The following is a 20,826-nucleotide window of genomic DNA, read 5'->3' on the forward strand; positions in this document are numbered from 1 at the left end:
TGGCGGGTGTTCGCCCGCTACTCCGGCGAAGTCAGCGTGCGCGATACCCGGTACAATCTGCACGAGAGCTGGGCACTGGGAGGCTGAAGATCAAAGTCACCGATCAATTGAGCGAAGTGCTGATTCGGTGCCAGGACGAAATTTCATTTTGCGCAAGTTTTGCGCGACGCCGCCCATAAAAAAATCCAGTCACCGCAAAGTGACTGGATTTTTTAGGGATTTTTGGTCGGGACGGAGTGATTCGAACACTCGACCCCTTGCACCCCATGCGTGCGGGATGTACTAAAAGCCTTGAAATTCAGGGCATTGAGCGGGCGCTCGCTGCAAACGGTGCCGCACTATGCAGAACCAATTTTCACCATCCCCCGAAAATCTCCCCACGGGCTCCGGCCTGCATCCGGCGTTCTGCCGACCGCCACTCTTCCTTCATGTGGCTACTCACAGGAGTCCTGTCGGTGAGCAGTCTAGTGGAGAGGAGGCAGATCCTTGCCGCGTGCCTTGGCCATAACCCGAAGCTGATAATCAGATACCGCCTGGAATAGCGACTCCGCCAAAAGTCGCAGGCGCTCGACCTCTTCGGCAGGTTGCCCGGCGGCCTCAGCTTCGTGGTACTGCCGCATGGCATCGATGGCCTGTTTAATTAGCGGCTCACCTGCCTCGACCATCCCTATGAAAGTGCGCTTTTCCACCGCAGTGCTCCGACCAATTCATCAGGACATTATAGGAACCCATGGTCAGGTGACTCCCTAATTGGGTCTGGAAGGGCTGCTATCGACCCAAAGCTGACGGTGGGTACAGGCAGAAGTCGGCCAAGAGAGGACGCTCACAATCCCTCCCGCAAACCTCATCTACACTACTGCAATCTCATTTGAGAGCTGGCACGAACACAAGCCCGTACAATGTACCTATCGGCAGAGACGGCACATGCAACGAATACACCTCACGTGCTTTTCAGTCATGATGTTTGTCGTACAGTCTGGTAGTGCACATGCCGAAGACTCGGCTGAATTGGCCAAGGCAGCGCTCAACCCTGTAGCGGCAATGTACAGCCTGCCCGTGCAGTACAACTGGGATCAGAAAATAGGGCCCACCGGTGAGGGCATGCACAGCGTAACCAACATCCAGCCAGTGCTGCCTTTCAAACTGAACGAGGACTGGAACCTCATCTCACGTACCATCCTCCCTCTTATCGACCAGCATGGCTTGGCCCCCAATGGCGCGGCGGACAAATCGGGTGCCGGGGACATCACGCAAAGCTTTTTCTTCTCCCCCAGCAAACCCACCGACAGTGGTTGGATTCTTGGCGCGGGTCCGGCTTTATTGATTCCGACTGGCAGTGATGAATTGCTTGGTAACGAGCAATGGGGCCTGGGGCCTACCGCAGTGGCGCTCAAGCAATCAAATGGCTGGACACGCGGCATACTCGCCAACCACATCTGGGGCCTCGATGGTGCCCCGCCGGATGAGAAGGAAAAGATCAACCAGACCTTCCTGCAACCTTTTCTGTCCTATACCACCCAGACGCACACCACGTACGGTATCAACTCCGAATCAACCTATGATTGGCAAGCACGCGAGTGGTCCGTACCCATCAATCTGACCGTCACCCAACTGCTGAAACTCAATGGTCAGCCCCTGACAATCCAGGCAGGCCCGAGGTATTGGCTGGATAGATCAGGAGATGGACCTCAAGGCTGGGGGTTCCGCGCAGCGGTGACGTTACTATTTCCCCATTGAGTGATATCCACAGTCTGCCGAAACGTTCTACTTACTGAAGGAGCGACAATGAAAACCTTTCTGCTGAAGATCAAACATGAATTCATGAAGGCGCTTCCCCCGACCATATTCTTCTTCATCATTCTGCACATCGTGGCCCTGATCCGCGCACTCATGATCAAGGGGTCAGGCGTGGACCTTCCCGTTTCAGCATCCGTGCTAATTGCATCCTTGGTGCTTGGAAAGTCTGTTCTGGTGGCAGACATGTTGCCCTTTATCAACCGTTTTCCTGATAAGCCGCTGATATGGAATGTCAGTTGGAAGACCCTCATGTATGCCTTGGTCGCGCTTGTGGTGCATTATTTGGAGCGGCTTTACGACTACTGGAAGGAGACTCATGGCTTCATGGATGCGAATTCTCTGCTGTGGTCCTCGATGAATTGGCCGCGCTTCTGGGCCATCCAGATCCTGCTCATGACCCTAATTTTCATGTACTGCGTCATAGCAGAACTGGCACGCGTAATTGGTCGTGATCGACTGAAAGTGATGTTTATTGGCCCGCTGCCGCCAAAATCTGCTAAATCTGCGGAAGGTGCCTGAGGACTGCAAGATGGTGCGAGCGTGATTTTCGGGCCAAGTTTGAAAGCCCGCTTTTGTGGGAAAGCAGGGAGTCGCGATTGGCCTCTATCGGCCCAAGGGTATATTCAGTTTTGTAAACGATAGCGGTGTTCAAGAGGGGGGAGCCCAAACCAAGTTTTGTGGGCACGGCAAAATGAGGTAGTCCGGCGATAGCCCAACTCTTTGGCGATTTCATCAACTGTCAATTCAGACTCACTAAGCAATAGCTTTGCCCAGGAATGTCTAATAACGACTACACACTCTTCAAAATCAACCCCGCATTTTGCCAAGCGTCTCTGAAGCGTCCTGGGATTAATATTTAAGCGATCTGCAACGATGATCAAAGTGCAGCGACTTACTGGTAGCAGTTTGTTAATACAATTTATGACTTCAAGGACCAGTTCATTCTTGGGCAATATGTCCAAAGCAGTTGGGGCCAGTGAACACCCCCCCATGCCAGATGGACTGTAATTGGATTCATCAGATCCCTCTGTTAGCGACTTATACACCGACAAACTCCTAGTCTCTATGTTGCGTCTCGTTCTCTCTTTCAATCTTTGATAGTAAAGACAGGATTCTGAAAATGTCACGCATCTAGAATGCAAAAGGTCTGTTGGATGTCGGCTTGTGCCGTGCCCGCCTGTGATGATGCGGTGGTAATCGTTGACTGCAGCCATTGCTTAGCCGTCCATCCCGAAGGGCCGCTTTGGGTCGAAAGCAGTCATTTCGTTACCCTTCAGCCAGAGGGATGAACAGAATGACCTTGAGTCAGCGCATCGTATTCACGCTCGCACTGCTGGCCTGCGATCCTGGCACGGTCATAAGCTTTCGCCAGCTCTCCCGCTCGTTGATCAGCCCGTGAGAGCAGGTCGGAGAGCACCATGGCGGCGCGGGTGGCTGCCTGGCCTCGGGCGATAGCGGCGGAATCCGTGCCGGGACAACTGACGGTGGCGGCGAACTTGGCACTTTCGTCGCGCAGCCGCTGGCCAGCAGCATCGGCGCCAGCAGCACCAGTATCAGCAATTGCTCTTTCTTTCTGGGCATGGGCTCTCGCCTCCTCCTGCGCCGCAGCGCGTCGTTGTTCTTCCTGTCGAGCGCCCCGCTCGCCGATCACCTCGGCCAGGCGGTCGCCGCTATCCCGTTGCGCTGATGCCTGGGCGGCCGCGGCACGCTCCACCGATCGACCGTGCTGATAGGTCAGCCAGTAGGTGACCAGGAGCGCCAGTAGCAGTGCCAACCTGACGGCCAAAATCTTCATGCCAGCACCCGCAGCGCGAGGTCATACAGCCCCTTTCGCTCAGCGGCTCCGTGCGGTACGCGGCCAACCTGACCAGTGTTGATGACGCTACCGATGTCTTGGATGCGACCGGCATCGGCCAGCTCGTTCAGCCCGCGCTTTGCCCACCACCAGGCGGCAGACTGGGCGGCGTGCTCGGCATGCTCGAGCAGTTCCGGTTCGTCTTCCAGCGGCAGGCCCAGGCCGGCGCCGGTCTCGCGGTAGTTGCTGCGCCCGGTGACCTGCAGCAGGCCGCGCCCGCGGTAGCGCCAGCCGTCGCCGGATGCCTCCGGGCCGTTGCCCATTCGGCCGCCGTACACCTTGTTTGCGATCTTCTCAGGCTGCCGGGCATAGGCGGCGCTGGACTGCGCAGTGAACCGGCTTGGCCACACGCGCACCAGCGCATCGGCGCTGTAGTTCAGGTTCTCCACCAGATTGCGGAGCTGGCCAGACTCGTGGCCGACCTGGGCCAAGAAGGCCGCCTTCCTAATACGGCTGTCGATTTTCCAGCGCGCCATCGCGCGGTTCAGCGCAGGCAAAAAAATGCCCGCGACTGGGCGGGCTTTGGGGAGGATCTGCAGCAGTTGCTGCTCATTGATGGGCATGCATTTCTCCAGGCAATAAAAAACCCGCCAAGTGGCGGGCTAAAGAATTTCAAGATATAGACATCGCGCTAAACGCACGTCCAATGTGGCCTCAAATTAGCCAACCCGCCAAACGGTACCGTCGCTAAAAACAGGTACTTTACCCACCCCGCCGCCCAATAATGCCGCATTGAAAACCGTGGTCTCCGCGTCAGAGACGAAAGCTCGCGCACCGAGACCAGCCGTAACAGCACTAGGGAGATTCGCGACAACGAAAACGGTGCTTTTGACTACCCCGCGCAGGACCGTCTCTTGCACTTCTTCGTTACCAAGCACAACTTGATCGTCACGGGTACTGTAGGTCTCGTGCCCAATCGCGATCGAGTTTGATGCGTCAGTTTTCTGCAGCGCGTTATTCCCTGAACGATTACCGATAAAAATACTACCCAGCACTTCATCGGAAACCGCCACGAGGCTCCTGCCCGCCTCATGCCCGATGGCTACAACATCGCTGCCCAGAAACTCTTCTACAGCACGATAACCGATGCCGATTACTCTATTGCCGGCTGGAGTGCCTCCAGTCCCGTCTGCCTGATTGATCTGTGGGAAGCCCGACGATATAGAGCCTGCCGATCCGCCGACAAATACGCAGTGGCTACCGTTTAGACGGTTTCGTCCGGCAGCTCTACCGACCACAATACATTCGTCCCCGTCTCGTTTGTACTCCCCGGAAACGTATCCCGCGAATATGTTGCCCGCTCCTTGGCACACCCAGCCTGCGCTGTCGCCTAGCCCAGTATTATTGCCAGCGTTCACTCCCTGTTCTAACGATCGGAAACCTACTGCGGTTGCGCCGACCCCAGTCGCATTGTAGCGACCTGCACGAGTGCCAACATATGTGCAATCTGATAGGTCAACTCCCATCTGTGCAGAAACCACACCAATTGCAATATTTGACGACTCGGTTTGTTGCAACTCCAGAGCGGACTCACCAATACCGATATTTGAACCGCCGGAAGTTACGCTATTACATGCTTTTAAACCAATCCCCATATTCCGCTGGCCGGTGGGCGGCACTGTTGGCCCGTAATTGCCAAGCCAAAAACCAAACGAGCTAGCATGCCACCGCGCGAGATCAGTACCCAACGCTTTGATATGAGTTTGCTGCCCAGTCCCCAGTGCCACTTGGCCACTCTGAGAGGCCAATGCATTGTGGCCAATTACTACAACATCATTGTTTTCAGCACCGCCCAGAGCATTAAATCCAACTAGCGTTTGCCTAGACCCCGTGGTTGTGTTTCCGCCAGCATTTGTGCCGATAGCAGTGCAGGGCCCACCAGTCGATCTACTAAGAGCATACGCACCAATGGCAACTATTTCATCACCGCTATATGCATATGCAGCGCTCCGGCCAATCGCAATATTAGAATCGCAATCTCCCGTCGCGAGAATCATTGCCTCCGACCCAATAATTACATTATTGTCGGCGCCTTGGACGCGATATGCAGCACTCTCCCCAATCATGACGTTGTCGTTACCCGTGGAGTTATCGCGTCCAGCATTATTCCCTAAATAGACGTTTCGAACACCACTGGAAACTGCTTCACTTGAATTGAACTCTACCTCTTCTTTTTGAGTTCCTAGGGATTGTTGCTTATCGTCAGTGGTAGTTTGGTCAAGCTCACTCGACGGACTGGAACCATCAGACTGTTGTGATTTTCCGTTGTTGGATTTCATACTCTCTCCAGATATAAAAACCCGCCAATCGGCTGGTATGAGGGGTACTTTTACCTACTTCGGCTGGTTAGATGATAGCAGCGGGCTCCGCAGGAAGCTTACGGCCGGCACGTACAGGGTATTCAGGGCATAACTGCGTGACTTCAACAACTGGTTGATGCCGGTGTACGGCATGGTCGCGCCAACCGTTGGGTTGAACAAAATCGGTTTCGCGCCAATGGAACGGATGTAATCGAGCAGATAGGTGATCTGAAACTGGAAAACCTGCGGCGACCTATCTTGATAGTAGTCATTGGTGGACCCAATCACCCAAACATAATCTGGCTTTTCTTTGGCCACATCTGCAAAGAAACGAGTCACCATCTGGTCAGTGCGGTTGCCCGGTATCCCCTTGCTGATCACCTGTGCGTTGTCCAGCCGCTCTTTCAGGCGCTGGTGAATACCGCCACCTGGAGTGGACCAACTGTCCCCCAGAATCACATGCTTGCCACGATTGAGCTCTTCGGCCGGTGAAAGAGCGTGGTAATGAGTGATCGAGCCTGGGTAGAAGACGGCTGCACCAGATCTTGGCACTGTGACTTTCACCCGAATTTTGCTGCCCGCAACAATCGTGTAAGGGATGTCGACGGAGGCGATGGTGTTGTCTCTGGTAACCTGGGTCCTTGCCACCTCAACCACTTCGCCGGTCTGCCGAAGCTCGGTCACGACGATATCGAGAGTGGCCGCTTGCTTGCCGTCCTGCTTGCCCGGGTTGATCACAATATTGGTGACCATGTTCTCGTAGAGCGATACGGCAGGCTTCGACGCGACGCCACTGCCGGCGTTTCCTGTATGTACAGCGATACCTACGCCATCCTCAGGCTGGCCACCAACGTCACCATAGCCGGACGCCGGAGCTGGCATGGACTTGGCGCCGTTGATAGTTTCCCACCCAGACGCCGACTTGAACTGCACTGCACGTCGCAGCATCGGCCTTTGCGCTAATTGGCGAAGCGCGTCATCCACCACACAGGCGAACCCGAACTGATTGGCGTGCGCATCATCACGGTAGAAGTTATAGAACTTCCCACCTTGAGTCATTGCGCGCGGTAGTGGACGGTCGATGGTTACCTGGTCATTCCCGGCATCAGTGATCACCACAGGGTAATACGTTCTGTCGTCCCCTTCGTAGCAGGCAAGTTGGCCACGGCTGAAGCCTTTGATTGTGGAAAGTGGAATCACCGATCCGCCAGCAGCAACGGGAGCCCGGGCCGTAGCAGTAATGATGCCCCCCGGCTCATTGGTGTACCACCCCACACCGGACAGCGTGCCGAAGTGAAGGTCGATGAAAGCGGGGTTCAGGTCGTTGTGCTTGATGGGTTCAGCTACAACAGGCGACGCAGCTAGCAGAGCCGTAAACAGGGAAGCCAGGAAACGCATGCGGAACTTTCCGTCCATGAGTAGTTCCGCATTATCACATCACACCAATGATTGCTGCCAGCAGATGTCGGCAAGAACCCAGGCGGTGATCGGCGACCCTGTACCATTGGTCACGCTCAATTTTACGAACCGCAAAGCGGTGTCAGTCCTGGCCAGCGGGAAGTCGTTGGTTACGCCGGTACCTGTAAACGTTGCAAGATCCACCGCCCCAGCGCCGTCGGCGGACGAGCTGTATTCCAGTTTCAATGTCATGCCCGCGAGCGACTGGGTCAGAAAACGCAACAAGGCCGGGAGCCTGGTCTGGCCTGGGCTCACCGCTAGGACGGTGGTCGCGCCAGCCGCGACAGTGACCGAACCCGAATAGGTGAAGTTGCGCCGCACAGAGCCTGCGCCGTTCGGTGCCAATTGCTGAGGCACATAGCGGACATTGAGCGCGTAGCTGCGCGACTTGGTCAGCTGCTCCGGAACGTAACTGATTGCGCCGACCGTGGCATTGAAGAAGATCGGCTGCGCGCCAATCTGCTGGATCATGCTGCGCAGCTGCAGAATCTGCTGTTCGAAGTCCGCATTGCTCACGTCGGCATAGTAGTCGTTCGTGCCGACCATCACCCAGACAAAATCGGGGTTCTGCGGCACAACATCCGTCTGGAATCTGGCGATCAGTTGGGATGCCCGGTTGCCTGGCACGCCAGCACTCACCACCGTCGCTTTGTTCAGGCGTGCGATCAGGCGGTTGTGGAAGTCCCCGCCGCTGGTGAACCAGCTGTCACCGAGAAGGACATGCTTTCCCCGGTTCAGGTTGTTCAGGTAGCCGCCGACTCGATTGTGAATCAGAGGGCCGAGGATGAAGCGCCACGGCCCTGCGTTTGGGGAGACCACACGAACACGCACGGTGCTACCCGGGCGAAGCGTGTACTTCACCTCCTGCAAGCCGACTGCACCCCAAGTCCCGATGAGTGGCATTTGTGCGATAGTTTGTGTCAAGCCTTCGGCAGTGGTTTCCTCGACCGAGATAGTGACCGCTCCTGTAAATCCACCATCTCGAGTACCTGGGTTGATGTAGAGCTGAGTCACGTAGTCACCGCCGGCCAGGGCCACAGGACGGGAAATTGCACCAGCGTTGATCGTCGAGCTCTGCACCAGAAGGCCTCGCTCGCCGATGGCTGCAGCGCCTGGGTTGTCATAAGCGGCGGCGCCCTGCGTGGTGAGTGTTGCGCCGAGGATTGGCGTCCAGGGGTGGCGGCAAGGCCTGGGTAATCGCCTACACACCAGCACAAAAAGCACAGAGCGCCTTCAACGGCGCCCGCTTCCTCTACTGGAATGGCATCGACTGGCGTTACGGCGATGGCTCGCGCTTCGAGCACCGCGTGACGCACTGGCAGCCACACCTCACTCCACCAACCGAGTAACCCACCACCTGGAGGCGACCATGGGCGCACTTCGAGCAGCACAATGGCGGTATGACAATGCCGAGCCTGACGATGATTCTGCGTACCAGGCAGCGGCTCAGAACTGGATCGAGAGCAACGCCGAGGCCCTGGTGGGCGGCTGCGACGTTCTGATCCCGCAGCGCTTCGGCGGCCCGATTGGGGTTCGCCAGGAGGAGTACGTGGCCAAGGTCGCCGAGCACCTGCGGTCGCTGCAGGAAGCCGAGCAAGACGACATCACCGCCCTCGCCCTCCTCCTGCTCCAGGCGAAGGCCGGCGGACCGGTGAAAAGCATGGTCGAGGACATCGTCGGTACGAGCGATCACATCAACGGCAAGCTGTATGAGATAGCCGAGGGCATGCTCGACCAGTACGCCGAGCAGGGCCTGAAGCATGAGGCTGACGAGGCAGGCCTATGAGCCCGCATGTCCTGCTCGACAACGAGCTGGATGCCTTGGCCGATCCATCCACTCCGGTGAGCTGGTCCGTGATGATCCAGAAGCAGCTCACCGAAATGATGGCCGACCAGCGCATCACCATCGAAGAGTTCAACCACTACTGCGGGCGCCTCAACAAGATCGTTGGTGGGCGCAAGGAGGTTGCATGAGCACTGCACCGGTTAAGTCCCTGATCGACGAGCAGCTTGAGCAGATCGAGCGCAGCCTGGCCATCATCGGCGCCGGGCTGCCGCGCGAGGTTCCTGTCTCTTCCCTGCCGCCCAAGCTCGTAGCCGCCATCAAGGCCGGGCGCATCGCTGTGAGGCCTCGGCCATGACCGGCTACCAGCGCGCCCGCCGCTTCGCTACCTGGCGCGGCTCCTTCATCGCCCTCACCTTCTGCACCGGCTGGCTCCTCCTGAGCGCCCTGGCCGACACCATCACTTCCTGAATTCACACCCGAGCACGGCGGGCCTTCGGGATAACCGTACCCCTTCGGGAGCGTAAGCGGCGAGAGCGCGCAACCATCCACCGCAGCCAGGGCCTGGGCAATACCTCCAGTCCTGGGTGACCTGGCATTTTCCCTATTCCACTGACGGCGCCGGCCTGGCGCGAGGTTTTCCAATGTCCGCAGAACAGAAACTGATCGCGATCGAGGAGATCAGCGAAGCGAACGCCCCGGCCATCTATGTGGCCGGCGGCCTGCAGCAATTTATTGACCTGGTGAAGGGCGAGGTCCTTGGCGAAGTGCCCGACCTGACCACCCGCAAAGGCCGCGAGCGCATCGCCAGCCTGGCCGCCAAGGTCAGCAAGTCGAAGACCGCAGTCGAAAAACCGGGCCGCGACTACCTGCGCCGGCTCAAGGAAATGCCGAAGGTGGTCGAGGCTGAACTGCGCGAGTTCGTGACCACCATGGACAACCTGCGCGATGAGGTCCGCCAGCCGCTCACCGACTGGCAGACGGTCGAGGACGCGCGGGTCGACCGCCACAACGACGCTATCGCCCGCATGAAGGAACTGGCCACCGATCTGGGCGCCCTGGACGCCGAGCAGTTGGAAGCGCGCGCCACGGAGCTCTCCCAATTCGCCCTTGGCGAGGCCTGGGAAGAGTTCGAAGCGGAGGCCGCCCGGACCAAAGAAGCGTCGATGGACGCCCTTGTGGTCGCCGTGGCTGCCCGTAAGAAGTACGACGCCGAGCAAGCTGAACTGACCCGCCTGCGAGCCGAGGCTGAAGCCCGCGAGCAGAAGGAGCGCGAGGAGCGGATCGCGCGGGAGGCCGAGGAGCGTGTACGACGCGAAGCCGAGCAGAAGGCCCAGGCCGAACGGGAAGCCGCGCAGCGCCGAGAACTTGAAGCCAAGGCCGCTGCCGAGCGACGCGAACTGGAGTTGAAGCTGCAGGCCGAGCAAGCGGAACGCGCTCGAGCGCAGGCTGAAGCGGACCGAGTTGCCACCGAGCAGCGCGCCGAGCAAGAACGCCAGGCCGCCGCCCGCCGGGCTGAAGAAGCAGCTGAACAGGCTCGTGAGGACGAGCGCCGCCGTGCCGATGCAGCTGCCGCCGAGATCGTGCGCCAGCAGCAGCAACGCGAACGCGACGTCGCCCACCGTCGAAGCATCAACCGTGCCGCCCTTGAGGCCTTCATCGCCGGCGGCATGACCGAGGAATGCGCCAAGCAGGCGATCACCCTGATTGCCGAGCGCAAGATCCCGAACATCACCATCCAATACTGAGGTCGCCATGAGCCAAGTAGCCAGGGTCGAAACCCAATCCCAGCCGCCGGCCGTCGCCACCGAGTCGGTGACCATCCTGCAGATCATCCAGCAGGTCGCAATGTCGCCGAACGCGGACATCGACAAGATGGAGCGGCTAATGGCGATGCACCGCCAGCATCAAGCGCAGCAGGCTCAACAAGCATTCGATGCCGCCCTGGCCGCCATGCAGGAAGAGCTCCCGGTGGTTCGTGAGCGCGGCGCCATCAGGGACAAGTACAAGAACGTTCAATCTACCTATGCCCTGTGGGAAGACATCAACGAAGAGCTGAAGCCGATACTCGCGAAACACGGCTTCGCGCTCACATTCCGCATTCCGAGAACCGAGCGAGGAATCGAGGTTGAGGGCGTGCTGAGCCATCGCGACGGGCACCGGGAAACAACCTCGATCCTGTTGCCGGCCGATGCCACAGGCAGCAAAAACGCAGTGCAAGCGGTTGCCAGTTCGGTCAGCTACGGCAAGCGCTATACCGCTGGCGCCCTACTGAATTTCACCACCACCGGTGAAGACGATGACGGCCAAGGTGCGAATCAGGTGCAGCAGCCAGACGAGCCGGTCATCACCCCGCGGCAGGCTGCACAGCTCGACGCGCTGCTGAAAAAATGCAGCCAGGTGCTGGTCGACCACTTCACGGCCAAGTACGGCTGCGCCGCCAACGTCTACAAATCCGAGTTCGATGCTGTGCTCGCCCGCCTCACCAAGTCGGCCAACCGTCCGCAGGAGTAAACCATGCAGATCATCTCAGACGTCGAACAAGGCACCCAGGCCTGGCTTGACCTGCGCCTGGGCATCATCACCTGCAGTGAGCTGGACTGCCTGCTGGTGAACGGCAAGGGCGAATCGGGTTTCGGTGCCGGCGCCTTCACGTACATGAACACGCTGATCGGCGAACGCATCACCGGCGAAGCAGCCGATCCATTCAGCGGAAACCGCCACACGGAGCGTGGCCACGAGTTGGAAGGGGTTGCACGCAATCTCTACCGCGACAGCGAGGAGGTCGAGACAACCGAGGTCGGGATCATCCTCAACCACGGCATCGGCTACTCGCCAGACGCTCTGGTCGGAGATAGCGGTCTGACCGAGATCAAGACCAAGCTGCCGAAGCTGCAGGTTGACGTGATCCTCGGTGGAGAGATTCCGAAGGAGCACGTCGCCCAGTGCCAGGGCGGCCTTTGGGTGTCGGAGCGCGAGTGGATCGATTTCATCTGCTACTGGCCTGGCATGCCGCTGTTCGTGAAGCGCGCATACCGGGACGAGGCAATGATCCGCAAGCTCTCGGAGCGCGTGAAGACCTTCTACGAAATCCTCGACGATCGGATGAACCGCGTGCTCGGCATCGCAGCATAGGAGGCCCCATGAACCCATCAATCGACCTGGAGGCCGCCAAAGCGGCCTTCCTTGCCTCTGGAGGCAGCATCATCGTGCTCGACGGTTTCCAGTACGTGCCGCACCGCCCGCATCGCGACATCGAGCAGGTTCGCGCCGTGCAGCCAAAGCCGATCAGCCAGAAGGCGCAGAAGCGCCAAGAGCAGCTGGCCGAGCTGCGCAAGCTGGCCAAGACCATGACCTATGCCGAAGCCATGGAGCACACTGGCCTGGCCCAGACCACGCTGTACCGGGCGGCTATGGAAGGCTGCTTCTGCTTCAGGCCCGATCCCAAGCGCGGTCGCGGGGAGAAGAACAGGGCCTATGCAGACCCCGAAGCGGACAAGGCCCTGGCTGCCAAGATCACCCAGTTGCGCGATGCTGGTCTTAACCGGCACGAAGCCAAGACCAAGCTGGGCATCTCCGACCGCAAGTTCTGTAGGGTCATCCACCTGTTCGGCGTCGACTATCCCAAGGTTGAGGGTAAGCGATGCGACGGACCGGTTTGAAGTTCCAGGTCCGCCAGCGCCGGCGGCAAGAACAGTTTCACCTGCCGCCCAGCGGCCTCACGGAGCACCGAAATGCAGAAAGCACCCTCTGGAGTCGTAACCCTGCCGGCCTGGATGAATCGGCCGGTCAAGAAGCTGTACAACACCCGCAGCGGCGGCCAGTACCGTGCTGATGAGGTCGCGCTGGCCTTTGCGCTCAGCCTGCGGGAGCACGACAGCGCCGACCACCTACGCAGGTTGGCCCGGCGCCTGGTCGACAAGGTATGCCTTGAGCACCAGCCGAACATGAAGCGCCTGGCCCGCGAGCCGGACGATGCCAAGGTGTTCGACGCGGCGCTCAAGATCATCAACCGGGTATGCGACCTGCTGGAGTACGCCCCGGGCACCGCGTTCGTGCGCAATGGAGGCGGTGATGGCCCTGACGCAGCAGCAGCGTGACGAGAAGCGCAGGGCCAAGGCCGAGCGGTTGCAGGAAGAAGACCTGCGTTTGAAGGTTCGACGAGGTACTAAGCAGGCCCTGCTGGAACTGATGGAATGGGCCGGCCTGGAAGAGAACGGCGAAGCCATGACGCTGCTGATTCACCGGGCGCATGAGCTGGGCCCAGAACGTGCTGTGCACTTTCTCACTCCTCCGCGCCACGAAATCGAGATTTCTGATTCTGTGGCGCAGAAGCTTGACCGGTTCCGCATCAGCCGAGAACTGCGCGCGCCGGCACTGATGCTTAGCGACGACCTCGACGACACAGGCGTTCCTCTCGTGTCAGCATGCACTTGAAGGCACTTATTCCATCAATTGACAGCCGTTTAATGCTATGGAATGGAAAAAAACACCTCAATGAACGCCATGGAGGCAGCAGCACACAACATCAGCACAGTGGCCGAAATGAAAACTAGGTAATAAATACTGTCCTGAGTCATAGCTAGTCTCTCCAGTTGACTGTGTCGTCTATTCAGCACGAGCCCTGTATGTCCGCGTAGGATCGCTGCCCGTGACCTACAAGTCCGATCACAATACGGCCCCCAACTAAGGGTAGTAACACCCACAGTGTGGCTCATATGGACCTAATAAAAACCAATACCCCCACTCCAGTCAGGACCACCACAGCACCTACAACGAAGAACATGTAGCGCACATCGTTCTGAGTCATTGCCCTCTCCCCCAATTAAAGATTGTTCAAGGGTAGAGCAACTCCCGTACCAACACATGCCGCATCCGGCCATGGAGGTAAGCGCATGCTCACCATTTGCCTGCGAGGTAGAACATGCCTCCAGCAAGCGCCGTTAAGACGATGCCGTCCAATACATCGCCAAAATCGACGCTACCTGAAAGCCATGCTTCGTACTGAGCGGCCAGAAAAAAGATGGCTATGAACAAGACGACGCCCATGATGCGCCGCTGAAGCTTGAGTCTGACCTTGTCGGTTCTGAGCCAAAGCATAAGGGCCTCCTTTTACTTATCCGTTCATCCAACCACGGTAGCTCGCGCTGGCCCCCTGGTCACGGAGGGCGACACATGCATGGAGAAAGCCATGATCGAAGCGACCGAGAAGCAGCTTGGCCTGCTCTGGCACACCCTGGGCCTGTGCGCTGAGCGCTCAGATCGACGCAGCATTAGCCGAAACCACTTCCTCACCAGCCCGGGCTACGACGACTCCAACAACCTGGACGTTATGGTGGCCGCCGGCCTGATGACCCGCGGCAAGGCACCGGCCTTCTGCTCCGAGGATGAGGTGGTGTACCGCGCCACGAACGAGGGTAAGCAGTTCGCTTTGGACAAGCTGCCACCGCCCCCTCCGCCGGCCAAGCGCACCAAGTTCGATGCCTACCTCGACGAGTGCGAGTGCTACGACGGATTCGCTCATTTCCTCGGCATCAACATGCCGCAGTATCAGCAGCGCGGCAGCTGGGGCAAGTGGGAGTACCGGATGGTTCGCTACCCCAGGGGGAGCGCTTACCGCCAGTATCGGCGCCACTACAACTTCGAGCGCTGGTCAATCTACGAGCCGCTCGAGGTTGCTGGCGAGTGGGCTCCGACCATGAAGGAAGCCAAGGCGAGCTACAAGGCAGCACTCAAGGAATACCACGCCAAGCCCAAACTGCCGGCCAACGACTTCGAGCGCCTCTACTCCGCCTGACACGCCGGCGCTGCCCGCCAGCGCCTTCCCCTATTCACCGATAACGCCTTCTCGGAGACGGCAGTACTGACCATCTGCTATCTGGATCCCGACTGCCGCGAACGAAGCTCTCAATTCTTGATTGTTAGATGGCCCCTGCCAGCCATTGCGATAGCGACTAAATCCTGTTGCTGGCGGAACGCAGTATCAGTGAGCGTGAGATGGGATCCTGCTTCCCTTGCGGCCACAGCGAGCGCCACTAAGTCTTGCTGCTGACGCGTACCAAGTGGCAGCTCCAAAGCTGCACCAGCAGCAAGAAGCGCAAGCAACTCATGCTGCTGCATAGCGTTCAAAGACATTTCCGATTCCATTTTAGCCGGCCTCATGCCAGTGTCCCATATTACCCTTCAATTACCAGGTCACCTTTACTACCACGGTGATCGGCGAACTTATTGCTCAATATTCCCTGGTGCTACCCGCCAACGTCTTCCCATTAAACGACAATGCCTCCTCGGCTATTGCGAGCTGAAATACTCCCCATACTCCCTGTCCTCCTCCCTTGGAGCATTCGCCTTCACTATCGCAGTGAAGCTTCCAATGAAGCGGTGCCGGAGCTCTTTCGGCATCTCATAGGCGAAATGGACTAGCCAAGATCCATCACCCAGCAATAACGACTCACGGCGATACCGTTCCACTTCCTCCTCTTCTATCCCAACTTCGATTGCTACTTGCTGATTCGTTGGCTCGATATCCATCGCCATCTCCCATGCGGTGCTGAGCGACATCATGTCATTGCTAATCGATAGCACAGAGCCATCACAAATACCAACTTGGACGCCGCCTAGCGATAGCGGCGCTTTGATTTGAGGACCGTAACTGCAATGACCACAGCAATCGACCTGTTCGCCGGCCTCGGCGGATGGAGCACCGGCGCGCGCGCCGCAGGCGTCCAGGTTCTCTGGGCGGCAAACCACTGGCCGGTAGCCGTTGAATGGCATAGCGCCAACCACCCCGACACGCAGCACGTCTGCCAGGACCTGCACCAGGCTCGCTGGGAACATGTGCCGGCGCACGACATCCTGCTCGCTTCGCCCTGCTGCCAGGGCCACGCCAAGGCGCGTGGCAAGAAGTCGGGCAACCCTGAGCACGACGCTTCACGATCGACGGCCTGGGCGCCGGTATCGGCCCTTGAGTTCCACCGGCCACAAGCGGCGGTGATCGAGAACGTTCCGGAGTTCACCGACTGGATTCTCTACCCGGCCTGGCTGCAGGCCGTACAAGCTCTGGGATATCAAGCTGCGCCACACATCGTGGACTGCGCCGACCTCGGCGTGCCGCAGCACCGGGTGCGACTGTTCATGGTGCTGACGCGCAGCAAGGCACCGCTGATGCTGCAACTGCCCCGAGAACGGCATGTGCCGGCCGCCAGCTTCCTCGACTTCGAGGGCGGGCGGTGGTCGTCCATCGAGAAGCCGGGCCGGGCCCAGGCCACACTCGACCGGGTGAAAAACGGGCGTCAGCGTTTCGGCGACCGGTTCATCATGCCCTACTATGGCAAGGGCTCCGGCACCACCGGGCGCGACATTAACCGGCCGATCGGCACCATTACCACGCTTGACCGTTGGGCTCTGGTCGACGGCGACCGCATGCGGATGCTCAGCGCCAGCGAGGCTCTAGCTGCGATGTCGTTCCCGGCCGACACCCTGCGCCCGGACAACCATCGGCTGACTATGCACATGGCCGGCAACGCAGTGCCGCCACTCGCAGGGCAACGCGTTATCGAGGCCCTCCTGATTGCCGCTTAGCACTGCGCCTTCCCCGTTCCACTGACTAGGGCCTGACTGCACTTTCCGCCGGTGTAACCAATGAAGTACTCAACCGATACATTGAGTGCCCGTATCGAACCTTCCACCTGTTTAGCATCCACCCACCAGTCAGGCGTCTCTTGTGTAAGGACGCCGACGGCCGTCAACCTGAGCACTTCAGGATTGATACCCAAATGCTCAGCTGCGGCCATCAGCGATATAAGGGCCTGACGAAGCTGAATGTCAGTTTCTTTCGTAAGCGTCATGGACTTGACCCCATCACGTTCAGCGCCCGGATGCTGCCAATGCATCCGCTTCATGAGATTTGGTGGCCAGCTTTCTCGCATAGCCCACGCCCCATGCCATCGCCCTGGTCATTGACTCACCCGGGCGGGAATCGAAGGCTTCTTCGTGTAACGCCATGCCAGCGGGAGCATACACGCCGATAAACATCTGCGTGCCACCCGTTCGCGACAGCCTAACCTGCACATCTATGTATGTGCCGTCTTCGAGGGTCTCATCATGGGTTCGCTGGTGAAGCGTAGGGTCTGCCCATGTCCAGTACACATCGCCGCGCACTCTCATACAGCCCTCCTGCAACCGTCGTTTTAGTGGGTATTTGAAAAAATAACCCAAGCGGAGCGGTGATCAAGTCCATTGAGAACCGCTCCCGACAACTGGTCGAAAATCCAGCACACAAACATTTTTCCGATCAACTTTTGCCGCCTAAGGCGGCCAAGGAATCGTCATGTCTGAAGAAATCAAACTGATCCAGCGGGCCCCAGTCGTGCGCGATGAATACGGAATGTTCCAGCATCCAGGTCTTCCCGACTTCGATGAAGGTGATGGCGACAAGTGCAAGGCCTGGATTGCCGAGCAAGGCTTGCAGGTCTGCATGGTCAGCCTGGAATACGCCGACGAGGCAATCGCCAATCGTTACTTTGAAAGTCATGACCCGGATTGCAGTTACTGGGAACCTGAAAGGCCTACCGGTGGCGATTGGTTCTGCCTGGCCATCCATGACACTGACGACGGCCCTGTGTGCTGGTGGGCGCGCCGCGAGGTGCAGCCATGACCGACCTGATCGAAGTGAAGACAGCAGACCTTGTCGGCGAGCAGCTGGCCTGGGCCGTCGGGAAGGCGGAAGGCCTCGATGTGAAGCTCGCGCCGCCAATCTACGGCAACCCGTGGCGAGTGTTCGTCCGCTACACCGGTGAGGTCACCGTGCGCGATGCGCGGTATGACCCGCAGGAAAACTGGTCTTTGGGCGGCCCGCTGATTGAGAAACATGAGCTGACCATCGAGCCCAGCGCATGGGACTGGCAGCGCAAGTGCGTTCTCTGGCGTGCTCAGCAGGAAGATGAAAATCGGCACTTCGAACATGTGAGCCCGCTCGTAGCAGCGATGCGAGCCGCCACCCACACCAAGCTCGGCCATACCGTCCACGTGCCCAAGGAGCTATGCCAATGATCCTGCCCCTGATGTACATGGCCTACCTGATCTACAAAGGACCTCGCCCATGAACCTGATCGACTGCTACGTCACGAAGATCCTCGGCGAGCCGTACCGCAAGTTCGGCGCCTGGTGGGTCGATGCTGAGTACGAGGCCTATGGCCGGACCAGAAAAACAAAGCTCATGTTCCGCACCGAGGAAGCCGCCAAGACGGCGAAGGTCGGGCACCACTTCTTGGCCTGACTGGCACGGAGAGACACATGGCGAACGCCACAGCAGCGAAGCCTTCCAGCATTCAGCCCCGGTTTATCCGGTTCGGCGATGCCCCCGGGTATCTCGGTATGTGCCGGGATGAATTCAACAAGACGGTCAGGCCGAACGTGCGGGAATTCCCGATCGGAAAACAGGGCGTTGCCTTCGACCGCCAGGAGCTTGACGAGTGGGCCGACGCTTACATCGAGGCAAAGTCGATTGAAAAAGCCACAGGACAGGACAACAATCGGCCCCGCAGCGAGCGCCGAGGAGATGATACATGGCGCGAAAAACGATCACCGGCCTCTACGAGAAAGGCGGTGTCTGGCAAATCGACAAAGTCTACAAAGGGGAGCGAATTCGAGAGAGCACTGGCACTGGTGACCGCGAGGAGGCCGAGCAGTACCTGATCCACAAGCTGGAGAAACTTCGCCAGCAGAAGGTATACGGCGTGCGGCAGGTCAGGCTCTGGGAGGAAGCCGCGACGCGGTACCTCCTGGAGTCCAAGGATCAACCCTCCATTCACCTAACCGCACTGTGCATGAAGCAGTTGCACCCCTACTTGGGCCACCTGCCGCTGACGCACATCGACGACCAGGCATTGGAGCCTTTCATTCGAGACCGACAGACGGAAAAGGTGTTGCCCGACGGCACCGTCGAGAAGGCGGTAAGCAACAGGACGATCAACATCGCGATCGAGCGCGCGGTTCGGGTTCTGACCCTCTGCGCGAGGAAGTGGCGGGATGAAGATCGCCGGCCCTGGTTGGACAGCGTGCCGATGCTGAAAAAGCTCGAAGAGAAGAAGTCGAGCCGCAAGCCCTACCCGATGTCGTGGGAAGAGCAGTCGATTCTCTTCAACGAGCTGCCCGGGCACCTGCAGACGATGGCCTTGTTCAAGGTGAACACTGGTTGCCGCGAGCAGGAGGTGTGCAAGCTGAGATGGGATTGGGAGATTTCGGTGCCGGAACTTGGGACCAGTGTTTTCCTGATCCCCGCTGACTTCGGCGGGAGGCACGCCCGATCCGGCGTGAAGAATGGCGACGAGCGCCTGGTGGTGTTGAACAGCGTGGCCAAGTCGATCATCGAGCGGCAGCGCGGCATCAGCAAGGAGTGGGTGTTCCCTTACAACGGTGCCGCGATGCACCGGATGAACGACTCAGCCTGGAAGAAGGCACGGGTGAGAGCGGCGAAACTCTGGCAGGAGGAAAACCTTCGCCCCGCTCACCCTGGGTATGCCTCGATCAGGATTCACGACTTGAAGCACACCTTCGGCCGCCGACTGCGGGCTGCGGGTGTAACTGAAGAGGATCGGAAGTCACTGCTCGGGCACAAGAACGGCAGCATCACCAGTCATTACTCCGGCGCTGAGCTAGGCAAGCTGATTGAGGCTGCGAACAGGGTATCAACAACGGACTCGCGTGGGCCGGTGCTGACGATATTGAAGAGGAAAATCGGGTGATGTCCCGAAAAAGTCCCCACACGCAGAAATGAAAAAGCCACCCGTGGGTGGCTAAGTCATTGGGATTATTTGGTCGGGACGGAGTGATTCGAACACTCGACCCCTTGCACCCCATGCAAGTGCGCTACCGGGCTGCGCTACGCCCCGAACTCATTCTCGATGTTGCTGAGAACGATGAAGAATCTACCTTAACTACATGATAAGTGGAAGCTTTTTTTCAAAAAACTTTCTACTCACTGAAGACAGATCACTTCTTCAACACCACCAGTACATCTTCCAACTCAACAATCATCTGCCGAATCAGCTGCTTGTACTGGCTGGACTCATCCTTCACCTCATCACTGGAGAGCCGCAACCGCGCCCCTCCAATGGTGAACCCCTGATCATAAAGCAGCGCTCGAATCTGTCGGATCATCAGCACATCTTGCCGCTGGTAATACCGCCGATTCCCCCGCCGCTTCACAGGGTTGAGCTGAGGAAACTCTTGCTCCCAGTACCGCAACACATGCGGTTTCACCGCACAAAGCTCGCTCACTTCACCAATGGTGAAGTAGCGTTTGCCCGGTATGGGGGGCAGCTCGTCGTTATGGCTTGGTTCCAGCATAGGCCTCAACCCGGGCCTTCAACTTCTGCCCTGGACGAAAGGTGACGACGCGCCGTGCAGTGATCGGGATCTCTTCCCCTGTCTTGGGGTTGCGGCCCGGCCGCTGGCGTTTGTCGCGAAGGTCGAAGTTGCCGAAACCGGACAACTTGACCTGCTCGTTCTCTTCAAGTGCGTGCCGAATTTCTTCAAAAAACAGCTCGACCAACTCCTTGGCCTCACGCTTGTTAAGCCCCAGCTCCTCGTACAGCCTTTCGGCCATCTCAGCTTTCGTCAGAGCACCCATG

General features: G+C 58.6%; 33 protein-coding genes and 1 tRNA gene. 19 read left to right on the forward strand and 15 right to left on the reverse strand.

What is annotated here, in order from left to right; all coding sequences use genetic code 11:
• Window positions 1-464 precede the first annotated feature (464 nt).
• A complete protein-coding gene (locus tag PMI38_RS24655) occupies window positions 465-689 on the reverse strand; it encodes a hypothetical protein (RefSeq protein WP_008100321.1) in 225 nt (74 codons plus the stop codon).
• Window positions 690-924: 235 nt separating this feature from the next.
• Here PMI38_RS24655 and PMI38_RS24660 point away from each other — a divergent pair, with 235 nt between their 5' ends.
• Window positions 925-1,737: a hypothetical protein gene (locus PMI38_RS24660; RefSeq protein WP_008100323.1), complete on the forward strand. Its 813-nt coding sequence runs from the start codon at window positions 925-927 to the stop codon at window positions 1,735-1,737.
• A gap of 48 nt (window positions 1,738-1,785) precedes the next feature.
• Entirely contained in the window at window positions 1,786-2,316 is a 531-nt protein-coding gene (locus PMI38_RS24665) for a hypothetical protein (RefSeq protein ID WP_008100326.1), read from the forward strand.
• 104 nt (window positions 2,317-2,420) lie between these two features.
• Here PMI38_RS24665 and PMI38_RS27775 read toward each other — a convergent pair whose 3' ends face one another.
• The 6 genes from PMI38_RS27775 to PMI38_RS24690 form a co-directional block, all read right to left on the reverse strand.
• Entirely contained in the window at window positions 2,421-3,011 is a 591-nt protein-coding gene (locus PMI38_RS27775) for a helix-turn-helix domain-containing protein (protein ID WP_008100329.1), read from the reverse strand.
• 59 nt (window positions 3,012-3,070) lie between these two features.
• Entirely contained in the window at window positions 3,071-3,592 is a 522-nt protein-coding gene (locus tag PMI38_RS24670) for a DUF2514 domain-containing protein (RefSeq protein WP_008100331.1), read from the reverse strand.
• Window positions 3,589-4,215, reverse strand: coding sequence for a glycoside hydrolase family 19 protein (locus PMI38_RS24675; protein WP_008100333.1), 627 nt, complete (start codon window positions 4,213-4,215; stop codon window positions 3,589-3,591). Before PMI38_RS24675 ends, PMI38_RS24670 begins: the two co-directional genes overlap by 4 nt.
• A gap of 96 nt (window positions 4,216-4,311) precedes the next feature.
• Window positions 4,312-5,931, reverse strand: a complete 1,620-nt coding sequence (locus PMI38_RS26860) for a hypothetical protein (protein ID WP_008100336.1) — start codon at window positions 5,929-5,931, stop codon at window positions 4,312-4,314.
• A gap of 54 nt (window positions 5,932-5,985) precedes the next feature.
• Window positions 5,986-7,368, reverse strand: coding sequence for an SGNH/GDSL hydrolase family protein (locus tag PMI38_RS24685; RefSeq protein WP_008100337.1), 1,383 nt, complete (start codon window positions 7,366-7,368; stop codon window positions 5,986-5,988).
• A gap of 21 nt (window positions 7,369-7,389) precedes the next feature.
• Window positions 7,390-8,490 carry an SGNH/GDSL hydrolase family protein gene (locus PMI38_RS24690; RefSeq protein ID WP_008100339.1) on the reverse strand — a complete coding sequence of 367 codons (1,101 nt, stop codon included), beginning with the start codon at window positions 8,488-8,490 and terminating at the stop codon, window positions 7,390-7,392.
• A 71-nt stretch (window positions 8,491-8,561) separates the two neighbouring features.
• Here PMI38_RS24690 and PMI38_RS27195 point away from each other — a divergent pair, with 71 nt between their 5' ends.
• From PMI38_RS27195 to PMI38_RS24730, 10 genes are all read left to right on the forward strand, one after another.
• Entirely contained in the window at window positions 8,562-8,759 is a 198-nt protein-coding gene (locus tag PMI38_RS27195) for a hypothetical protein (protein WP_157214897.1), read from the forward strand.
• Window positions 8,760-8,779: 20 nt separating this feature from the next.
• Window positions 8,780-9,196, forward strand: coding sequence for a hypothetical protein (locus PMI38_RS24695; protein WP_008100340.1), 417 nt, complete (start codon window positions 8,780-8,782; stop codon window positions 9,194-9,196).
• Window positions 9,193-9,384, forward strand: a complete 192-nt coding sequence (locus tag PMI38_RS24700; protein WP_008100343.1) for a hypothetical protein — start codon at window positions 9,193-9,195, stop codon at window positions 9,382-9,384. The genes PMI38_RS24695 and PMI38_RS24700 overlap by 4 nt, the downstream gene beginning before the upstream one ends.
• Entirely contained in the window at window positions 9,381-9,551 is a 171-nt protein-coding gene (locus PMI38_RS27325) for a hypothetical protein (RefSeq protein WP_008100344.1), read from the forward strand. Before PMI38_RS24700 ends, PMI38_RS27325 begins: the two co-directional genes overlap by 4 nt.
• A gap of 286 nt (window positions 9,552-9,837) precedes the next feature.
• Entirely contained in the window at window positions 9,838-10,941 is a 1,104-nt protein-coding gene (locus tag PMI38_RS24705) for a hypothetical protein (RefSeq protein ID WP_008100348.1), read from the forward strand.
• Window positions 10,942-10,948: 7 nt separating this feature from the next.
• Entirely contained in the window at window positions 10,949-11,707 is a 759-nt protein-coding gene (locus PMI38_RS24710) for an ERF family protein (RefSeq protein ID WP_008100350.1), read from the forward strand.
• A 3-nt stretch (window positions 11,708-11,710) separates the two neighbouring features.
• Complete coding sequence (locus PMI38_RS24715; protein ID WP_008100352.1) at window positions 11,711-12,328, forward strand: lambda exonuclease family protein; 618 nt, start codon at window positions 11,711-11,713, stop codon at window positions 12,326-12,328.
• 8 nt (window positions 12,329-12,336) lie between these two features.
• A complete protein-coding gene (locus PMI38_RS24720) occupies window positions 12,337-12,855 on the forward strand; it encodes a hypothetical protein (protein WP_008100354.1) in 519 nt (172 codons plus the stop codon).
• A 72-nt stretch (window positions 12,856-12,927) separates the two neighbouring features.
• On the forward strand, window positions 12,928-13,293 hold the full coding sequence (locus PMI38_RS24725; RefSeq protein ID WP_008100356.1) for a DUF7740 domain-containing protein: 366 nt from the start codon (window positions 12,928-12,930) through the stop codon (window positions 13,291-13,293).
• Window positions 13,268-13,630 (forward strand): hypothetical protein, encoded by a 363-nt coding sequence (locus tag PMI38_RS24730; RefSeq protein WP_008100358.1) that lies wholly within the window; start codon window positions 13,268-13,270, stop codon window positions 13,628-13,630. The genes PMI38_RS24725 and PMI38_RS24730 overlap by 26 nt, the downstream gene beginning before the upstream one ends.
• A 462-nt stretch (window positions 13,631-14,092) precedes the next feature.
• Here PMI38_RS24730 and PMI38_RS24735 read toward each other — a convergent pair whose 3' ends face one another.
• Window positions 14,093-14,293: a hypothetical protein gene (locus tag PMI38_RS24735; protein WP_008100364.1), complete on the reverse strand. Its 201-nt coding sequence runs from the start codon at window positions 14,291-14,293 to the stop codon at window positions 14,093-14,095.
• A gap of 91 nt (window positions 14,294-14,384) precedes the next feature.
• Here PMI38_RS24735 and PMI38_RS24740 point away from each other — a divergent pair, with 91 nt between their 5' ends.
• Entirely contained in the window at window positions 14,385-14,990 is a 606-nt protein-coding gene (locus PMI38_RS24740) for a hypothetical protein (RefSeq protein ID WP_008100366.1), read from the forward strand.
• Window positions 14,991-15,100: 110 nt separating this feature from the next.
• Here PMI38_RS24740 and PMI38_RS24745 read toward each other — a convergent pair whose 3' ends face one another.
• Together PMI38_RS24745 and PMI38_RS24750 are read right to left on the reverse strand one after the other, a co-directional pair.
• Window positions 15,101-15,328, reverse strand: coding sequence for a hypothetical protein (locus tag PMI38_RS24745; protein ID WP_157214898.1), 228 nt, complete (start codon window positions 15,326-15,328; stop codon window positions 15,101-15,103).
• Window positions 15,329-15,484: 156 nt separating this feature from the next.
• A complete protein-coding gene (locus PMI38_RS24750) occupies window positions 15,485-15,757 on the reverse strand; it encodes a hypothetical protein (protein ID WP_238540218.1) in 273 nt (90 codons plus the stop codon).
• A gap of 93 nt (window positions 15,758-15,850) precedes the next feature.
• Here PMI38_RS24750 and PMI38_RS24755 point away from each other — a divergent pair, with 93 nt between their 5' ends.
• A complete protein-coding gene (locus PMI38_RS24755) occupies window positions 15,851-16,774 on the forward strand; it encodes a DNA cytosine methyltransferase (protein ID WP_008100370.1) in 924 nt (307 codons plus the stop codon).
• Here the strand turns inward: PMI38_RS24755 and PMI38_RS24760 are convergent.
• Both PMI38_RS24760 and PMI38_RS24765 read right to left on the reverse strand, forming a co-directional pair.
• Window positions 16,771-17,040 carry a hypothetical protein gene (locus PMI38_RS24760; protein WP_157214899.1) on the reverse strand — a complete coding sequence of 90 codons (270 nt, stop codon included), beginning with the start codon at window positions 17,038-17,040 and terminating at the stop codon, window positions 16,771-16,773. The two genes, PMI38_RS24755 and PMI38_RS24760, sit on opposite strands and share 4 nt — an antisense overlap.
• A gap of 19 nt (window positions 17,041-17,059) precedes the next feature.
• Complete coding sequence (locus PMI38_RS24765) at window positions 17,060-17,359, reverse strand: hypothetical protein (protein ID WP_008100372.1); 300 nt, start codon at window positions 17,357-17,359, stop codon at window positions 17,060-17,062.
• Window positions 17,360-17,522: 163 nt separating this feature from the next.
• Between PMI38_RS24765 and PMI38_RS24770 the strand changes: the two genes are divergently transcribed.
• From PMI38_RS24770 to PMI38_RS24780, 5 genes are read left to right on the forward strand one after another with little or no spacing between them, the layout of a single operon-like run.
• Window positions 17,523-17,849 (forward strand): hypothetical protein, encoded by a 327-nt coding sequence (locus tag PMI38_RS24770; RefSeq protein ID WP_008100375.1) that lies wholly within the window; start codon window positions 17,523-17,525, stop codon window positions 17,847-17,849.
• Window positions 17,846-18,244 carry a phage protein NinX family protein gene (locus PMI38_RS24775; protein ID WP_008100377.1) on the forward strand — a complete coding sequence of 133 codons (399 nt, stop codon included), beginning with the start codon at window positions 17,846-17,848 and terminating at the stop codon, window positions 18,242-18,244. Before PMI38_RS24770 ends, PMI38_RS24775 begins: the two co-directional genes overlap by 4 nt.
• A 49-nt stretch (window positions 18,245-18,293) precedes the next feature.
• Entirely contained in the window at window positions 18,294-18,470 is a 177-nt protein-coding gene (locus tag PMI38_RS27330) for a hypothetical protein (RefSeq protein ID WP_008100379.1), read from the forward strand.
• Between the two features lie 17 nt (window positions 18,471-18,487).
• Window positions 18,488-18,889, forward strand: a complete 402-nt coding sequence (locus tag PMI38_RS27660; RefSeq protein WP_238540219.1) for a hypothetical protein — start codon at window positions 18,488-18,490, stop codon at window positions 18,887-18,889.
• Window positions 18,811-19,938: a tyrosine-type recombinase/integrase gene (locus PMI38_RS24780; protein WP_238540221.1), complete on the forward strand. Its 1,128-nt coding sequence runs from the start codon at window positions 18,811-18,813 to the stop codon at window positions 19,936-19,938. The genes PMI38_RS27660 and PMI38_RS24780 overlap by 79 nt, the downstream gene beginning before the upstream one ends.
• Window positions 19,939-20,008: 70 nt before the next feature.
• Here PMI38_RS24780 and PMI38_RS24785 read toward each other — a convergent pair.
• The 3 genes from PMI38_RS24785 to ihfA form a co-directional block, all read right to left on the reverse strand.
• Window positions 20,009-20,085, reverse strand: a tRNA-Pro gene (locus PMI38_RS24785).
• A 100-nt stretch (window positions 20,086-20,185) separates the two neighbouring features.
• Window positions 20,186-20,542 (reverse strand): MerR family transcriptional regulator, encoded by a 357-nt coding sequence (locus PMI38_RS24790; protein WP_008100384.1) that lies wholly within the window; start codon window positions 20,540-20,542, stop codon window positions 20,186-20,188.
• On the reverse strand, window positions 20,523-20,825 hold the full coding sequence (gene ihfA / locus PMI38_RS24795; protein ID WP_003250679.1) for an integration host factor subunit alpha: 303 nt from the start codon (window positions 20,823-20,825) through the stop codon (window positions 20,523-20,525). The genes PMI38_RS24790 and ihfA overlap by 20 nt, the downstream gene beginning before the upstream one ends.
• Window position 20,826: the final 1 nt, after the last annotated feature.

The organism is Pseudomonas sp. GM84, from assembly GCF_000282535.1.
GTDB lineage: Bacteria > Pseudomonadota > Gammaproteobacteria > Pseudomonadales > Pseudomonadaceae > Aquipseudomonas.

Coding starts and splice junctions, on each gene's coding strand:
- PMI38_RS24660 (WP_008100323.1), top strand. CDS start 925: ATGCAACGAATACACCTCACGTGCTTTTCAGTCATGATGTTTGTCGTA.
- PMI38_RS24665 (WP_008100326.1), top strand. CDS start 1,786: ATGAAAACCTTTCTGCTGAAGATCAAACATGAATTCATGAAGGCGCTT.
- PMI38_RS27775 (WP_008100329.1), bottom strand. CDS start 3,011: ATGGCTGCAGTCAACGATTACCACCGCATCATCACAGGCGGGCACGGC.
- PMI38_RS24670 (WP_008100331.1), bottom strand. CDS start 3,592: ATGAAGATTTTGGCCGTCAGGTTGGCACTGCTACTGGCGCTCCTGGTC.
- PMI38_RS24675 (WP_008100333.1), bottom strand. CDS start 4,215: ATGCCCATCAATGAGCAGCAACTGCTGCAGATCCTCCCCAAAGCCCGC.
- PMI38_RS26860 (WP_008100336.1), bottom strand. CDS start 5,931: ATGAAATCCAACAACGGAAAATCACAACAGTCTGATGGTTCCAGTCCG.
- PMI38_RS24685 (WP_008100337.1), bottom strand. CDS start 7,368: ATGGACGGAAAGTTCCGCATGCGTTTCCTGGCTTCCCTGTTTACGGCT.
- PMI38_RS24695 (WP_008100340.1), top strand. CDS start 8,780: ATGGGCGCACTTCGAGCAGCACAATGGCGGTATGACAATGCCGAGCCT.
- PMI38_RS24700 (WP_008100343.1), top strand. CDS start 9,193: ATGAGCCCGCATGTCCTGCTCGACAACGAGCTGGATGCCTTGGCCGAT.
- PMI38_RS27325 (WP_008100344.1), top strand. CDS start 9,381: ATGAGCACTGCACCGGTTAAGTCCCTGATCGACGAGCAGCTTGAGCAG.
- PMI38_RS24705 (WP_008100348.1), top strand. CDS start 9,838: ATGTCCGCAGAACAGAAACTGATCGCGATCGAGGAGATCAGCGAAGCG.
- PMI38_RS24710 (WP_008100350.1), top strand. CDS start 10,949: ATGAGCCAAGTAGCCAGGGTCGAAACCCAATCCCAGCCGCCGGCCGTC.
- PMI38_RS24715 (WP_008100352.1), top strand. CDS start 11,711: ATGCAGATCATCTCAGACGTCGAACAAGGCACCCAGGCCTGGCTTGAC.
- PMI38_RS24720 (WP_008100354.1), top strand. CDS start 12,337: ATGAACCCATCAATCGACCTGGAGGCCGCCAAAGCGGCCTTCCTTGCC.
- PMI38_RS24725 (WP_008100356.1), top strand. CDS start 12,928: ATGCAGAAAGCACCCTCTGGAGTCGTAACCCTGCCGGCCTGGATGAAT.
- PMI38_RS24730 (WP_008100358.1), top strand. CDS start 13,268: ATGGCCCTGACGCAGCAGCAGCGTGACGAGAAGCGCAGGGCCAAGGCC.
- PMI38_RS24735 (WP_008100364.1), bottom strand. CDS start 14,293: ATGCTTTGGCTCAGAACCGACAAGGTCAGACTCAAGCTTCAGCGGCGC.
- PMI38_RS24740 (WP_008100366.1), top strand. CDS start 14,385: ATGATCGAAGCGACCGAGAAGCAGCTTGGCCTGCTCTGGCACACCCTG.
- PMI38_RS24745 (WP_157214898.1), bottom strand. CDS start 15,328: ATGTCTTTGAACGCTATGCAGCAGCATGAGTTGCTTGCGCTTCTTGCT.
- PMI38_RS24750 (WP_238540218.1), bottom strand. CDS start 15,757: ATGATGTCGCTCAGCACCGCATGGGAGATGGCGATGGATATCGAGCCA.
- PMI38_RS24755 (WP_008100370.1), top strand. CDS start 15,851: ATGACCACAGCAATCGACCTGTTCGCCGGCCTCGGCGGATGGAGCACC.
- PMI38_RS24760 (WP_157214899.1), bottom strand. CDS start 17,040: ATGACGCTTACGAAAGAAACTGACATTCAGCTTCGTCAGGCCCTTATA.
- PMI38_RS24765 (WP_008100372.1), bottom strand. CDS start 17,359: ATGAGAGTGCGCGGCGATGTGTACTGGACATGGGCAGACCCTACGCTT.
- PMI38_RS24770 (WP_008100375.1), top strand. CDS start 17,523: ATGTCTGAAGAAATCAAACTGATCCAGCGGGCCCCAGTCGTGCGCGAT.
- PMI38_RS24775 (WP_008100377.1), top strand. CDS start 17,846: ATGACCGACCTGATCGAAGTGAAGACAGCAGACCTTGTCGGCGAGCAG.
- PMI38_RS27330 (WP_008100379.1), top strand. CDS start 18,294: ATGAACCTGATCGACTGCTACGTCACGAAGATCCTCGGCGAGCCGTAC.
- PMI38_RS27660 (WP_238540219.1), top strand. CDS start 18,488: ATGGCGAACGCCACAGCAGCGAAGCCTTCCAGCATTCAGCCCCGGTTT.
- PMI38_RS24790 (WP_008100384.1), bottom strand. CDS start 20,542: ATGCTGGAACCAAGCCATAACGACGAGCTGCCCCCCATACCGGGCAAA.
- ihfA (WP_003250679.1), bottom strand. CDS start 20,825: ATGGGTGCTCTGACGAAAGCTGAGATGGCCGAAAGGCTGTACGAGGAG.